General features: G+C 75.9%; 13 protein-coding genes. 8 read left to right on the top strand and 5 right to left on the bottom strand.

Annotated features, from left to right (window positions below; all coding sequences use genetic code 11):
• Window positions 1-42: 42 nt before the first annotated feature.
• From ICW24_RS07710 to ICW24_RS07685, 6 genes are all read left to right on the top strand, one after another.
• The gene (locus tag ICW24_RS07710) at window positions 43-1,542 is read left to right on the top strand and encodes a zinc-dependent metalloprotease (RefSeq protein WP_226345140.1); all 1,500 of its coding nucleotides are present in this window, start codon (window positions 43-45) and stop codon (window positions 1,540-1,542) included.
• A complete protein-coding gene (locus ICW24_RS07705) occupies window positions 1,539-2,171 on the top strand; it encodes an NUDIX hydrolase (RefSeq protein WP_226345139.1) in 633 nt (210 codons plus the stop codon). The genes ICW24_RS07710 and ICW24_RS07705 overlap by 4 nt, the downstream gene beginning before the upstream one ends.
• Window positions 2,168-3,121, top strand: a complete 954-nt coding sequence (locus ICW24_RS07700; protein ID WP_226345138.1) for a YwiC-like family protein — start codon at window positions 2,168-2,170, stop codon at window positions 3,119-3,121. The genes ICW24_RS07705 and ICW24_RS07700 overlap by 4 nt, the downstream gene beginning before the upstream one ends.
• Before the next feature lie 172 nt (window positions 3,122-3,293).
• Window positions 3,294-3,458, top strand: coding sequence for a DUF5679 domain-containing protein (locus ICW24_RS07695; protein ID WP_226345137.1), 165 nt, complete (start codon window positions 3,294-3,296; stop codon window positions 3,456-3,458).
• A gap of 257 nt (window positions 3,459-3,715) precedes the next feature.
• Window positions 3,716-4,657, top strand: a complete 942-nt coding sequence (locus ICW24_RS07690; RefSeq protein ID WP_226345136.1) for a hypothetical protein — start codon at window positions 3,716-3,718, stop codon at window positions 4,655-4,657.
• Complete coding sequence (locus ICW24_RS07685; RefSeq protein ID WP_226345135.1) at window positions 4,654-5,994, top strand: ABC1 kinase family protein; 1,341 nt, start codon at window positions 4,654-4,656, stop codon at window positions 5,992-5,994. The genes ICW24_RS07690 and ICW24_RS07685 overlap by 4 nt, the downstream gene beginning before the upstream one ends.
• A gap of 306 nt (window positions 5,995-6,300) precedes the next feature.
• On the opposite strand, the gene ICW24_RS07680 is transcribed toward ICW24_RS07685, so the two are convergent.
• The 3 genes from ICW24_RS07680 to ICW24_RS07670 form a co-directional block, all read right to left on the bottom strand.
• Complete coding sequence (locus tag ICW24_RS07680; RefSeq protein WP_372360564.1) at window positions 6,301-6,627, bottom strand: WhiB family transcriptional regulator; 327 nt, start codon at window positions 6,625-6,627, stop codon at window positions 6,301-6,303.
• Window positions 6,628-6,886: 259 nt separating this feature from the next.
• Window positions 6,887-7,123 carry a hypothetical protein gene (locus ICW24_RS07675; protein WP_226345134.1) on the bottom strand — a complete coding sequence of 79 codons (237 nt, stop codon included), beginning with the start codon at window positions 7,121-7,123 and terminating at the stop codon, window positions 6,887-6,889.
• Window positions 7,124-7,277: 154 nt separating this feature from the next.
• Window positions 7,278-9,521 (bottom strand): ATP-dependent DNA helicase UvrD2, encoded by a 2,244-nt coding sequence (locus ICW24_RS07670; RefSeq protein WP_226345133.1) that lies wholly within the window; start codon window positions 9,519-9,521, stop codon window positions 7,278-7,280.
• A 227-nt stretch (window positions 9,522-9,748) separates the two neighbouring features.
• On the opposite strand from ICW24_RS07670, the gene ICW24_RS07665 reads away from it, so the two are divergent.
• Entirely contained in the window at window positions 9,749-10,009 is a 261-nt protein-coding gene (locus ICW24_RS07665) for a glutaredoxin domain-containing protein (RefSeq protein ID WP_226345132.1), read from the top strand.
• A 132-nt stretch (window positions 10,010-10,141) separates the two neighbouring features.
• On the opposite strand, the gene ICW24_RS07660 is transcribed toward ICW24_RS07665, so the two are convergent.
• On the bottom strand, window positions 10,142-11,092 hold the full coding sequence (locus ICW24_RS07660) for a DUF808 domain-containing protein (protein ID WP_226345131.1): 951 nt from the start codon (window positions 11,090-11,092) through the stop codon (window positions 10,142-10,144).
• Window positions 11,093-11,254: 162 nt separating this feature from the next.
• Window positions 11,255-12,220, bottom strand: a complete 966-nt coding sequence (gene nudC, locus ICW24_RS07655) for an NAD(+) diphosphatase (protein ID WP_226345130.1) — start codon at window positions 12,218-12,220, stop codon at window positions 11,255-11,257.
• Between the two features lie 168 nt (window positions 12,221-12,388).
• Between nudC and ICW24_RS07650 the strand changes: the two genes are divergently transcribed.
• The gene (locus ICW24_RS07650; RefSeq protein WP_226345129.1) at window positions 12,389-14,161 is read left to right on the top strand and encodes a phosphotransferase; all 1,773 of its coding nucleotides are present in this window, start codon (window positions 12,389-12,391) and stop codon (window positions 14,159-14,161) included.
• Window positions 14,162-14,164 lie beyond the last annotated feature (3 nt).

The following is a 14,164-nucleotide window of genomic DNA, read 5'->3' as shown; positions in this document are numbered from 1 at the left end:
CTAATGGAGAGGCCATCATCCCAGGCGCCTAAGGAGACCACCGTGTCGCAGGACCCGCCCAGCTCCCCCGACCCGTCGGGCCCCGACCAGCCCGACTTCGCCAAGATGATCCAGCAGTTCCTCGCGGACGCCGACAACCCGGCCATGCGCGACGCCCTCAAGGCGATGGGGGTCGACCGCATGGACCCCGCGGCGATGGGCATGCTCGCCGGACAGCTGCGCGCCATGTTCGAGGCGGCGCCCACCGACGGCGTCAACCTCGATCTCTCGAGCGACGTCGCTCGCAAGCAGGTGGCGGCGGGCGGCGACGCCCTCGTCACCGACCGTCAGGCGCGCTCGGCCACGGACGCCGTCCGGGTCGCCGAGCTGTGGCTCGACGCGGTCACCGAGCTGCCCGCCTCCGAGGGCGGTGCCGCGGCCTGGAGCCGGGCCGAATGGGTGAGCCACACGATGCCGATGTGGGGCGACCTCGTCGGCCCCGTCGCCGAGGGGGTCAACGCCGCGGTCGTGGCCGCCATGCGCAAGCAGATGGACCGGCTCGGCGACGGGCCCGTCGAGATGCCCGGCATCCCCGGCCTTCCGCCCGGCATGAACCTCGGCGCGATGATCGGCCAGCTCGAGCCCATGCTGGCCCGGATGAGCAGCTCGATGTTCGGCGCGCAGATCGGCCAGGCCGTCGGCACCCTCGCCGCGCACGTCGTCAGCGGCACCGAGGTCGGGCTGCCGCTGGTGCCGCGCGGCACGGTCGTGCTCCTGCCCGCCAACGTCGCCGAGTTCGCCGACGGGCTCGAGGTCGACAACGCGCAGGTGGAGCTCTACCTCGCCGCCCGCGAGGCGGCCCGGAGCCGGCTGTTCGCGGGGGCGCCGTGGCTCGGCCCGCAGCTCGTCGCCGCCGTGCAGGCGTACGCCCGCGACATCGACATCGACACGGAGGCGTTGGAGAGCAAGATCGCCTCGATCGACGCGTCGGATCCCGCCGCCGTCCAGGAGGCGCTCGGCGACGGGCTGTTCACGCCGACGCCGAGCGCGAGCCAGCAGTCCGCTCTGGCCCGGCTCGAGACGCTCCTCGCCCTCGTCGAGGGGTGGGTCGACGTCGTCGCCGACCGCGCCACGGCACCGCACCTGCCCGCGTCCGCGGCGCTCGGCGAGGCCGTCCGGCGCCGCCGCGCCACGGGTGGGCCGGCCGAGCAGCTCTTCAGCCGGCTCGTCGGCCTCGAGCTGCGGCCGCGCCGCCTCCGGGACGCGGCCAACCTCTTCGCCGCGCTGGAGAACGAGGGCGGCGCCGACCTTCGTGACCAGGCCTGGGAGCACCCCGACCTCGCCCCGACGGCCGCCGACCTCGACGACGTGCTCGGCTACGTCGAGAAGCGCACGTCCGGGGGCCGCGCGGCCGAGGACGACGCGTTCGACGCCGCGCTCGCCGACCTGCTCGACTCGGCGCAGGAGGACGGCGGCTCGAGTGGGCCCGCGGGGTCGGACGGCCCGGACGGCCCCCCGCGCCCCGACGGTCCGGCCGACGGTTCGGACGGCCCGGAGCGGTGACCTCCCGCGACGCCGCGTCCGGTGGGTCCGACCCCCGGTCGGAGCGCGCCGTCGCCGACCTGCTCGCCCACGCGCCGGCCGGCCCCGACCAGGCGGCGCTGCGGGACGCCTTCGTCGCCCACCTGCGCGCCCACCCCGACGCCCTGTCCCGGTCCGGCCCGCCGGCCCATCTCACGGCCGGCTGCGTGGTGCTCGACGCCCGGTCGGAACGGGTCTGCCTCGTGCTGCACCGCAAGGCGCGCGCCTGGTTCCAGCCCGGCGGTCACCTCGAGGCCGCCGACGCCGGGCTCGCGGCCGCCGCCGCGCGCGAGTCCCGGGAGGAGACGGGACTGCCCGGCCTCGTCGTCGACCCCCACCCGGTCGACCTGGACCGACACGCCCTCTCGGGCGCGTTCGGTCGGTGCACGGAGCACCTCGACGTCCGCTTCCTCGCGGTGGCGCCGGAGGGCGCCGAGCCCGTGTGCTCCCCCGAGAGCCTCGACGTCCGGTGGTGGCCGGTCGACGACCTCCCCACCGCCGAACCCGCCCTCGCCCGGCTCGTCGCGGCCGGCCTCGAACGGGCCACCCGACCGACCGAGCCCGCCTCCGACGGCGTCCGGGCCGGCGCCTGCGGAGTCGACGTCCCGTGACGGCGTCGGGTCCGGTGGGCGGCACGCCGTCGGCGGGTCGCCCACCCCGCGCCGTACCCGACCCCGGGCGCGCGTCCGCCTACCGACGCGCCGTCCGCTCGGGCTGGTGGAGCCGCGAGCACGGCGCCTGGGCCGTGCTCCTCCTGCCGTTCGCGGCCGGCGTCCTGCGGGCCGGTCCCGAGCCGATCCACGCCCCTCTCCTGGCCTGTTGGCTCCTCGGCTACCTCGCGCTCACGGCGACGACGACCTGGCTGACGGAGCGGGGCCGTCTCGCCCGGCGACCGGCCGGGTCGAGGCGGCCTGCGCCCACCCCGGGGCAGGCGACCGGCGAGCGTCCCCGCACGGCTCCGCGGGGTCGGGCGGCGGCCCTCACCTACGGCTCGCTCGCCGGGCTCCTCGCCCTCGCGCTCGTCGCGGCCCGCCCGGACCTCCTGCCGTGGGGCGCCCTCTACGTGCCCGGGGTCCTCGCCGCGGTGTGGTTCGCCCGGACGGGCCGCGCCCGCAGCCTGCCGGCCGATGTCGTGGTCATGACCGCCGCCGCCGCGTTCGCCCTGGTCACCTACCAGGTGGGACACCCGGCCGGCGGGACGATCCTCGTCGGCCGGCGCACGATGGTCGTCATCGCCGCGCTCGTCCTCGCCTACCTCGTCGGCAGCGCCCTCTTCGTGAAGACCGTCATCCGCGAGCGCACCTCGACCGCCTATCGCCGGGCCTCGATCGGCTACCACCTCGCCGCGACCGTCGTCCTCGCGCTCACGGCCACGCAGGCCCTGTGGCCCCGCCCGACGGGCGTCACCCTCCGCGGCACGGTGGCCGCCACCGTCCTCTTCGCGGCCCTGACGGCACGGGCCGCGATCCTCGCGGGACGCCGCGTGCCCCCCGCGATCGCGGGGGCGGGCGAGGCGCTCGCCTGCCTCGCGCTCCTGTTCGTCGTCGCGATCTGGTCCTGAGGCCGCGCGGCCCCGGCGGCTCGGGCGTGGGGAGCCGGCGGGGCCCGCCGGCTCCCTCCGGCAGACACCGGGCGCGCCCGAGCGCCGGTTGCGCTGAGCACGGAAAGTCCTGGTCTAGGGTGGGCGGGTCCGGCGCCGCACCAGCGGCACGCACAACAAGGAGACTTCACAGATGACCGACACCGGCGAGACCTACAAGGGCGAGTTCTACTGCGTCAAGTGCAAGGAGAAGCGCGAGGCGGAGGGCAACGTCGTCGAGACGAACGGCCGGCGCATGGCCAAGGGCAAGTGCCCCGAGTGCGGCACCAACCTCAACCGGATCCTCGGTAAGGCCTGACCGGCGTCACTCGCCGAACGATCGCGGGGGCGGACGGAGACACGGTCTCCGTCCGCCCCCGCGTCGTGCCTGTGGACGACGGGCGACCCGGCCGACGGCCCTCGGGTGACACTGACGGCCCCCGCCCACCGGAAAGGCCGACGCCCGTGTCCGCTCCCCCGCATCCCCCGCATCCCCCGCACTCCCCGCACCCCCGGTCGGCCCGCGACACCGTGCACGCGCCCCGGCCGGGTCCGGCGGTACCGCGTCCCGCGGCGGTGCTCCAGCCGTACGCCCGCGTCCTGTTCCGGGGCCGGGACCGGGTGCAGGTGGGTCTCGTGTCCGGGCGCGGCGTGCTCCTCTCCGGGCTCACACCGGCGGACGTGGCCCTGGTCACGCTGTTGGGTGCCGGGGCGGATCTGCCCACCCTCGTCCGCCGGGCCCACCGAGACGGCGGCCGCCTCGACGACCTGCTCGACGCGCTGCGTCCGCACGGTCTGCTCAACGAGGACCCCGGCGACCGGGCCGCGTTGGCGTGTCTGCATCCCGAGACCGCCCGGAGCGCGGCCCACGAGGCGCTGGCGTGGTCGGCGGCCTACGGCCTGGGCGGCGACGGGCTGGACCTCGTCGCGGAGCGGAGCCGCCGACACCTCGTCGTCCACGGGTCGGGGGCGCTGACCGAGGCCGTCGTGCGGACCCTGCGCGAGGCCGGCATCGGCCGCCTCACCTGCGGGAGCGGGGTGGACCTGCACGAGCTGGCCTGGCGGGCCGGGGAGTCGAGTCCCCCCGACGCGGTCGTCCTCGTGGGCGTGGGCGCGGTGAGCTTCGAAGCGGCCGAGCCGTGGCGGCGGCGCGGCGTCCCCCACCTGCCCGTCGTGCTCGACGGTCCCCGGTTGGCGGTCGGGCCGTGGGTGGGGCCCACAGACCCCTGCCTGACGTGCGTCGACCTGCATCGCAGCGATCTCGACGCCGGCTGGCCGCAGGTCCTGCGCCAGCTCGTGCACGCCCACGACCGGCCCGCCGAGGGCGACGCCTGCCTCCGTTCGATTGCCGCGGGGCTCGTCGCGGCCCTGCTGCTGCCCCACCTCGACGGGCGGGACACGCCGGTTCCGGGCACGTCCATCGAGGTCGCTCTCCCCCTGCTCGGGCCGGTCCGGCGCAGGTGGACGCCACATCCCCGGTGTCGGTGCGACGCGGCGCGAGGGACACTGGTCACGTGAGTCGTGTCCCGAGGAAGGCCATCGTCCGCACCGCCAAGCTCGCCACGCTGCCCATCGGGGTCGCGGGGCGGGCGGCCGTCGGCGCGGGTCGCCGCCTGGGCGGGGCCCCCGCCGACATGGTCACCGCGCAGCTCCAGGAGCGGACCGCGGCGCAGCTCTTCAGCGTGCTGGGCGAGCTCAAGGGCGGCGCGATGAAGGTCGGTCAGGCGCTGAGCATCGTCGAGGCGGCCATGCCGGAGGAGGTCGCGCGGCCCTACCGCGCGACCCTGACCAAGCTCCAGGACTCGGCCCCCGCCCTGCCGGCGGCCACGGTCCACGAGGTCCTCGCCCGCGAGCTGGGGCCTCGGTGGCGCACGAAGTTCGCCGACTTCGACGACGCGCCCGCCGCGTCGGCCTCGGTCGGCCAGGTCCACCGGGCCACGTGGAAGGACGGCCGGACGGTCGCCGTCAAGGTCCAGTACCCCGGGGCGCGGGAGGCGCTCGTCGGCGACTTCACACGACTCGCCCGGGTCGCCCGGATGTCCGCGAGCTGGCTGCCGGGGCTCGACCTGGGCCCGCTCCTGGAGGAGTTCGTCGACCGCGTCGAGGACGAGCTCGACTACGCCCGAGAGGCCGCGTCGCAGCGCACCTTCGCCGAGACGTTCGACGGCGATCCCGACGTCGTCGTGCCGGCGGTCGTCCACCAGAAGGGCGCGGTGCTCATCACGGAATGGCTCGACGGCACGCCGCTGTCCCGCGTCATCGCCGAGGGCACGCCTGCGCAGCGGTCCCGGGCAGGCGCCGCCTACCTCGAGTTCCTCCTGCGCGGCCCCCACGAGGCGCGGCTCCTCCACGCCGACCCGCATCCGGGCAACTTCCGGATGACCGACGACGGGCGGATCGGCGTGCTCGACTTCGGCAGCGTCGACCCGTTGCCGGGCGGTCTGCCGGTCCCCATGGGGCGGCTCGTCAGCACCGCCATGGCCGGTGAGGCCGACGCCCTCCTGGCCGGGCTGCGCGCCGAGGGGTTCGTCCGGCCGGGGGTCGACGTCGACGCCGACGAGCTCCTCGCCTTCCTCGTCCCGTTCGCGGAGCCGCTGCGCACCGAGACGTTCCGGTTCGATCGGGACTGGCTGCGCGCCCAGTACGTGCGGCTCCAGGACCCCCGGTCGACCGCCTTCCGGACCGGGATCCGGCTCAATCTGCCGCCCGAGTACCTGCTCATCCACCGGGTCTGGGTCGGCGGCCTCGGCGTGCTGTGTCAGATCGGCGGGGAGGTCCCGGCGCGCGGCATCCTCGACGACTGGATGCCCGGCGCCGACCTGCCCCTGCTCGACGGGCTCGACGACCCCGCCTGACGGGGTCTACCCCGCGCCGGCCGGCGGTCCGCCCCCGGCCGCCGGTGGCTCCGGCGCCCGGGGGCGGACGAGGTGGACGAGGCCGGCGGGCGCTCCCGCCCGACCGCGACGCTCACCTCAACTCGCGCTCGAGCTGACGACGCACGTGGAGGGTGATGCGACGGCTGGGGCGGGGAGCTCGCGGCTCCCCCGGCTCGCCGGGGCCGGTCGGACCCACCCGAAGGTGTTCGGTGTACTCCACGGGCCACATGGCGTGGCTCCTCTCTGGTCGTTCGTCGCCGTGGCGTGCCCGGACCGGGCGGTGGCTCAGGCGGCGACGGGATGTTTGCGGGGGCGGCCTCGCGGCCGCTTGCGGGCGACGACGTGGCCGTCGACCAGCAGCTCGCCGCCCCAGACGCCCCAGGGCTCCCCGCGGCGCAGCGCCGTGTCCAGGCACGCCGCCTGCAGCGGGCACCCGACGCACAGGGCCTTGGCCCTCTCGACGTCCTCGGGTCGCTCGGCGAACCAGAGCTCGGGGTCGAAGCGTCGGCAGGGCAGGACCTGCGGATCGGCGCCGCCAGGCGTCGAACGCAGGTGAGGTTGCGAGCCGCCGTGAGCGGGACTGCCGGAACAGGCGATCGGTGTGGTCGTCATGGTGCTCGCCTCCTGCGCGCCGCGGGGGCGGCGGGCCTGCGATGCGGTCGGTGGGGTGTGGCGGGTCTCGGCCCGGTGCGGGTCGGACATGGTGAGGTCCTTCGAATCGACGTCGCCTCGGCGAGGAGGTCCTGGGTCGGGAGCGGGTTCCTCCCGTTCCGACCCGGGGCCGTCGTCGGCCCGGCCGGCGGGGCCGGGGGCGGGGACGACGAAGGCCGCGGACCCGAACGGGTTCCGCGGCCTGATGAGGCGGTCGACGTCAGCTCACGTGGACGGCCGAAGGACGCAGGGAACCACTCGGGTGGAACGGGAAGGGCAGCGGGAACGACATGGCGTGGCCGCGGAGACGGGTGACGACGCCACCCGTGGGCGCGGACGAGTCGAGCGCCCGGGCGCCGAGAGCCTCGATGCCGCCACGGGGGTCGAGACCGCGGAGGGCGACGGCGAGACCGGCGCGCCGCTGCGCGCTGCCGATGATGCTGTTGATCGTCTCCATGTCTGCTCCTCCTCCCGTCTCGATCGTTCGGCGCTCACGTGTCGTGGGACCGATACGCCCCGATCACCACCTACGTGATGCGCGGCGCCGGGGCACGACGCGTGACCAGGACGATCACCAGGCTAGGCCTTGCGGTGAGCGCGGCGCAATCCTTTTATTCCTGCGGCTTCGGCGCGGCGATCCCTGCGGTCTCGCACCACCGGGCCGCTTCCTGCCGCGGGTCGGCGCCGCGGAGCACCGCTAGGGCGCTCGCGCCGTAGCGGGAGGCCTTGCGCTCGCCGACCCCCGAGACGGCCCGCAGGCTCACCACGTCCGCCGGTTCGCGCTGCGCGACGGCGGTCAGGGTGGCGTCGGTGAAGACGACGTAGGCGGGGATCTTCGAGGCCTTCGCGACGGCGGCGCGCCACTCCCGGAGGCGCTCGTAGGTCGCCTCGTCGTAGTCGGGCGGGCAGTCGTCGCAGCGACCCGTCTTGCGCTGCGCGGCGCTGGTCAGCTCGGCGCCGCACCCCCGGCAGTGGGCGGGGCGGGCCGACCGGCCGCGGGGCGCCGCGGCCCGGGCGCCGGCCGGCGACGCGGAGCGCTCGCCGGCGTCGCGACCGGCGGTGACACCGTCGCCGAGCTGGGCGCGGGCGGTCTCGAGGAAGCGCGACGGGCGACGGGTGCCGCGGCCGCCCGAGGCGCGGGAGGCGGCCCACGACAGGGTGAGGTGTCGCCGCGCGCGCGTCAGGCCGACGTAGAGCAACCTGCGCTCCTCCTCGACCTCCTCCAGGCCCTCGGCCATGGTGATCGGCATGAGCCCGTCGCTGCAGCCGACGAGGAAGACGGCGTCCCACTCCAGGCCCTTGGCGGAGTGCAGCGACGCGAGCGTCACCCCCTGCACGGTCGGGGCGTGCTGCGCCGCCATCCGTTCGTCGAGATCGGCGACCACGTCGCGCAGCCGGGCCTTCCCGTTCGTCGCGGCGAGGTCGTCGGCGAGCGCCGCGAGGGCGGCCAGCGACTCCCACGCGTCGCGCGTCGCCCCGCGGCCGGCCGGGGGCGTGGACTGCCAGCCGGCGCCGGTGAGCACGTCGCGGACGAGATCGGGCAGCGGCACCGAGCCGTCGTCGCTGCGGGCGGCGCCCCGCAGCAGGACGATGCCCTTCTTGACCTCCGACCGGGCGAAGAAGCGCTCTCCGCCACGGACGAGGTAGGGGACGCCGACGTCGGCGAGCGCGGCCTCGATCGCCTCGGACTGCCCGTTCGTGCGGAAGAGCACGGCGATCTCGGCGGGGTCGACCCCGCCGGCGACGAGCCGCTGCACGCGCTGCGCGACCCCCGCCGCCTCGGCGTCGTCGTCGGGATAGGCGACGAGCTCCGGCGCCGGACCAGTGTCGGCGACGGCACGCAGGCGGATGGGCGACCGGATCGCCCCGCGCTGGCCCGAGAGCACCGCGTTGGAGACCTCGACGATCTGAGGGGTGGACCGGTAGTTGCGCTCCAGGCGGACGGTCCTCGCGCCCGGGTGGGTCGTCGTGAACTCGAGCAGGTGGCGCGGGCTGGCGCCCGTGAAGGAGTAGATCGTCTGCGCCGGGTCGCCGACCACGCAGACCTCGTCGCGCCCCCCCAGCCACAGCTGGAGCAGGCGCTGCTGGACCTCGTTGACGTCCTGGTACTCGTCGACGACGAAGTGCCGGTACTGCGAGCGGATCACGCCGGCGATGTCCTCGCGGTCGATCATGATCCCGACGAGCAGCAGGAGCACGTCCTCGAAGTCGATGACGCCGCGCGCCGTCTTCACCGACTCGTACTCGGCGATGACGCGGGCCATGGCCGTGACGTCGAGCCCGGGCGGCTCGCGGCGAGCCGCCCTCGCGGCGGCCGGGTACGTCTCGTGGGTGAGCATGTTGACCTTGGCCCACTCGACCTCGGCGGCGAGGTCGCGGACGGCCGCCCGATCGAGCTGCAGTCGGAGCCGGTGCCCCGCCTCGGCGACGACCGGGGCCTTGTACGGCAGCACCTCGGGGGCGGACCCGCCGACGGCCTGCGGCCAGAAGTAGTGCAACTGGCGGAGCGCGGCCGCGTGGAACGTGCGCGCCTGGACCCCGCGCACCCCCAGACCGCGCAGCCGCGTGCGCATCTCGCCCGCCGCGCGAGCGGTGAACGTCACCGCGAGGACCCGCTGGGGCACGTAGACGCCGGCGTGGACGCCGTAGGCGATGCGGTGGGTGATGGCCCGCGTCTTGCCCGTGCCGGCGCCCGCGAGCACGCACATGGGTCCCGACGGGTCGGCCGCCACCCGGCGCTGGTCGGCGTCGAGCGCGGCGAGCAGCGCGTCGGGGTCGAGGGGCGCCCCCACGGCCGGTGTGCGGGGCGCGCCCGGCGGGTCGGCCGAGGATCCGGAGGTAGGTGTCGCGCTCATCGCCACCGATCCTCTCACCCGGGCTCCGGCCGCCCGGCGGCCGAGGCGACGGGGGTGGACGCGGCCGACGGCGCCGCGCCGCGCCGCTCGCCTGTGGACGGGGCAGGCGCGCCTCGGGGCGACGCCGGCGCCGGCGTTCCGTCGGCCCGGCCGGGGTGGCGCCGGGAATGCCGGAAGCCGCCCCGGGGTTGCGCGGCCCACGACCTCTCGTCCTTCCAAGGAGCCTCATGAGCGAGCACCCCATCGTCCCGGCGCCGGGCACCCTCACCGTCTACGCGACGACGTGGTGCCCGTACTGTGCCCGGCTGCTCGGCCGGACGTCCGCGGCCGACCTGCCCACCCGCGTCGTCGACGTCGAGCGCGACCCGGCGGCGGCCGCCTGGGTCGAGAGCGTCAATCACGGCAACCGTGTCGTGCCCACCGTCGTCTTCGCCGACGGCGGCGTCGAGACCAATCCCGACCCGGACGAGGCGCTCCGACGCGCCTGACCGCCCCCGCTCACGCAGGACACCGCCCCCATTCTCTCGGGGCGGTGTCCTGGGGCGACTCGTCGGCGCCCGGTTTGCCGGACGCCCGGCCCGGCGAACCGGGTGGGTCAGTGGGTCAGTGCGGTCAGTGGGTCAGTGGGTCTTCGCGTCGTGCCCCGACCGCTTCGGCACGACATGCATGATCGCGACGACGATCGCCCCGACGGCGAGGCCCGCCAGGGCCGAGGCGACGGTGCCGGTGAACCACCCGAGGACCCCGCCGACCGCGCCGGTCGCGTGGGCGACCGCCTCCGAGGCGTGGTGGACGAGCTCGTAGGGCGCGGCCAGACCGAGCTTGGCCGCGCCGTCGAGGAGGATATGGCCACCGACCCAGAGCATGGCGACCGTGCCCACGATGCCGAGCGCCGCGAGCACCTTGGGCATGCCCTGGACGAGGAGCCGACCGATCCGCTTGGCCGCGCCCGAGTCCCGCTTCGACAGGTGCAGGCCGATGTCGTCCATCTTCACGAGCAGCGCGACGAACCCGTAGACGCCGATCGTGATGACGAAGGCGACGACGACGAGGATGGCGGCGCGGCGCCAGATGCTCTCGGCGGCCACCTCGTTGAGGGCGATGACCATGATCTCGGCGGAGAGGATGAAGTCGGTACGGATGGCGCTGCTCACCATCTGCTTCTCCGCGTCCTCGCCCTGCATGGCGACGGGCTCGGCGTTCTCGGCGGAGTGCCCGGACACCTTCTCCCAGATCTTCTCGGCGCCCTCGTAGCTGAGGTACGTGCCGCCGAGCATGAGCAGCGGCGTGAGCGCCCAGGGCGCGAACTGGCTGAGCAGCAGCGCGGCCGGGAGGATGAAGACGAGCTTGTTGCGCAGTGACCCGATGGTGATCTTCTTGATCGCGGGCAGTTCCCGGTCGGGAGTGAACCCGGTGACGTAGCGGGGCGTGACGGCCGCGTCGTCGACGACGACGCCCGCCGCCTTGACGCTGGCGCGACCCGCGGCGGCTCCCACGTCGTCGACCGAGGCCGCGGCCAGCTTGGCCAGCGCGGCGACGTCGTCGAGGAGGGCGACGAGACCGGCGCTCATGCGCGTCCCTCGCGGTGGGGGTGACTGGCGATAGGCATGGCCACGACGATACGGGTCGAGCCGCGGGTCACGCCGTCGACGCCCGGGACCTGGACGAACCCCGGGCCCCCGAGGGACTCGACGGGCCCCGGCACCCCGACACGCTCGGACCACGCGCGGGCGTCAGTCCGGCCGGTGGAAGGAGACCTCGGCGGGCGGGACGATCCGGGTGCCGTACCAGCCCTCCACGAGGCGGCGCGCGATCGAGGTGCGGCCCGGCAGGCCCAGGGATCCGTCGGCGACGGCGGTGGCGAGCTCCTCGCGCGTGAACCAGTCGGCCTCGGCGATCTCGGCCGGGTCGCACACGATCTCGCCGGTGGTGGCGCGGGCGGTGAAGCCGAGCATGAGCGAGGCCGGGAACGGCCACGGTTGGCTGCCTGCGTAGGCGACGTCCCCGACGACGATCCCGACCTCCTCGGCCACCTCGCGGGCCACGGCCTCCTCGAGGCGTTCGCCGGGTTCCACGAACCCGGCGAGGACGGAGCGACGCCCGGCGGGCCAGGCGGGGTTGCGCGCGAGGAGCAGGCGGTCGTCGGGATCGAGGACGGCCATGATGACCGCCGGGTCGCTGCGGGGGAAGTGGTCGGACCCGTCCGCCTCGCAGCGGCGGACCCAGCCGGCGTTCACCGGATGGGTCCGGGCGCCGCAGCGGGGGCAGTGCGGGTGCGACGCGTGCCAGTTGGCGAGCGCGACGCCGGTCATGAGCCGGTCGAGATCACCGTCGGCCAGCGCCGCCCCGACGTCGCGGATGCCCTGCCACGTCACCTCCTGCGTGACCTCGGACCCGGTCGGGTCCTGCCCGTCCGGTCCGGCCGGGAGGACGACGACGACGTGGGCAGCGCCCGAGGTGTCGGTGCTCTCCCGGCCGAGGAAGAACGCGAGGGCCTCCTCGTCGCCCGGGGCCGGCGCCCGGTCGACGACGCGGACCTCACCCCCCGACTCCACGACGGGGGCTCGCCCGCCGCTCAGCTCGACGACGCGGGTGCCCGGTTCGGCGAGCAGGCGCGGCAGCAGGTCTGGGTCATCCCGCTCGACCCCGCGGCGGTCGAGCGGGCCGGGAGCGGGGCGTGGGGAACGCGGATCGGCCATGAGCTCCACCCTACGGACGCCCGGGGGCCCGGCGACCGCACGCCGGGTCGCGCGGGTCGCCGCCCCGGCTCGGTGGCCGCGGCGGGGGGCGAGCCGCCGTGTCGTGCGGTCGCCGGAGGCGCGGGGAGTCTGCGGGGTCGCGGCGACCGCGGTGGATACGGTGGCCCGGTGAGTCGCCGATCCCATCATCTCGCCGCCCTGGCGGCCGCCGCGGTCCCCGGTCTGCGTCCGGTCGCCGTCGAGGAGGTCGCCGACCGCGTCGGCGAGCGCTTCCGGGTGGCCTTCGTCGAGGACCACGAGGGTCGACGCTGGGTGGTCCGGCTGCCGGGTGACGCGGTCGCGGCCGCCCTGCAGGACGAGTCGGCGGATCTGCTGCACCTGCTCGCGCCGCGCCTGCCCTTCGCGGTGCCCGAACCGCAGGGGGCGGTGTCGCTGCGCGACGGCCGCCGCGCCGTGGTCTACCCGCTCATCCCCGGCGACCCCGTCTCGTTCGCGGCCCTGCCGCCCGGGCCGGGCCCGGCCACCCACCTCGGGCGGGCCGTCGCGGCCGTGCACGACATCGACCGACGTCTCTACGAGGAGGCCGACGTCCCCGACTACGACGCGACGCAGCTACGGACCCGACGCCAGGTCGACGTCGACCGGGGGGCCGCCACCGGACTCGTCCCGACCGGTCTGCTCAACCGGTGGGAGCGCATGCTCGACGACGTGTCGTGGTGGCGGTTCGCGCCGACCGCGGTGCACGGCCGCCTCGAGGAGTCCCACGTCCTCTTCCGGTTCGACGACCCCGACGACGCCTCCCGTTGCGCCGTCGTCGGCGTGACGAGCTGGGAGGGCGCCCACGTCGGCGACCCGGCCGAAGACCTCGCGGAGGTGTTCACCAAGGCCGACCCCGAGGCGTTCGCCTCGGTGTTGCGGGCCTACGGCGACGCCCGGTCCGAGCCCGCCGACGCGCACCTCGTCGACCGCTGCCGCCTCCTCGGCGAGTTGCGACTGCTCTCCGACCTGCTCGCGGCCCGCAACCTCGGGGATCGCCGGCACGTCACCGCGGCGACCGCGTCCCTGCGGGCCCTCGACGACCTGGTCTCCGCACCGGGGACGAGCGGCAACCGGGCCCACACCGTGGCCGACCGTCTGCCGCTCGACTTCGACTCCTCTCCCGCGCAGGAGAGTTGGTACCGCGCCGGGTCGCCCGTCGGCGGGGTCGCGGTCGGCGGCGACGACACTGCCCGCCCTGCCCGTGCCGACCAGTCCGACCAGTCCGACGACGATCGCGACGGGCCGCAGGACCCGTTGGCGACCCAGCTCGTCGACACCTCCGAGATCGCCCGCCGGGAGAACACCGCCCGCACCGGCACGTCGGACGTCGGACGCGACCAGCGCGGGACCGGCGTGGGCGACGCGGGCGACGCGGGCGACCCACCTCACGACGAAGGCCCCCCGGCCTCCGCGACGACGGTCGGCGGCCTCGCCTCCCCCGCGCGCGGCCCGATCGGGGAGGACGGCGTCGAGGAGGCCGCGGATCGGCACGCCACCGACGCCCAGGGGCCACCCGCCCCGGTCGCCGGGGGTCGGCGTTCCGGCGGCGTGGATCCGGAGGACGGGGATCCTGGCGGCGGCGATGCGGGCGGCGGGGATACGGACGCGGTGTCACCGCGCGGCGCGTCCCCGCGTGACCCGGACCCGGATGCCCCCGGAGCGTCCGATCCCGGCTCCCCGGCCGCCACCGGGCCCGCGGCCGACGAGGCCGACGAGGATCCGGACCCGCGACGAGAGCCGGACGGGACGAAGCAGAGCCGCAGCCGGGAGAACCCGGCGGATCGCGCCTACCGGCTCGAGTCGCCGCACGCACCGACGACCCGGGAGCCGAGGCCAGCCGGGCCGGCCCAGGGCGACACGCCCCTGTCCGCGGCGGAACGCGGCCCACGAACCCGCCGCTGACCG

Source organism: Agilicoccus flavus, from assembly GCF_014857905.1.
GTDB classification, from domain to species: Bacteria; Actinomycetota; Actinomycetes; order Actinomycetales; family Dermatophilaceae; genus Agilicoccus; species Agilicoccus flavus.
This window is presented reverse-complemented; position numbering and strand designations above follow the sequence as displayed.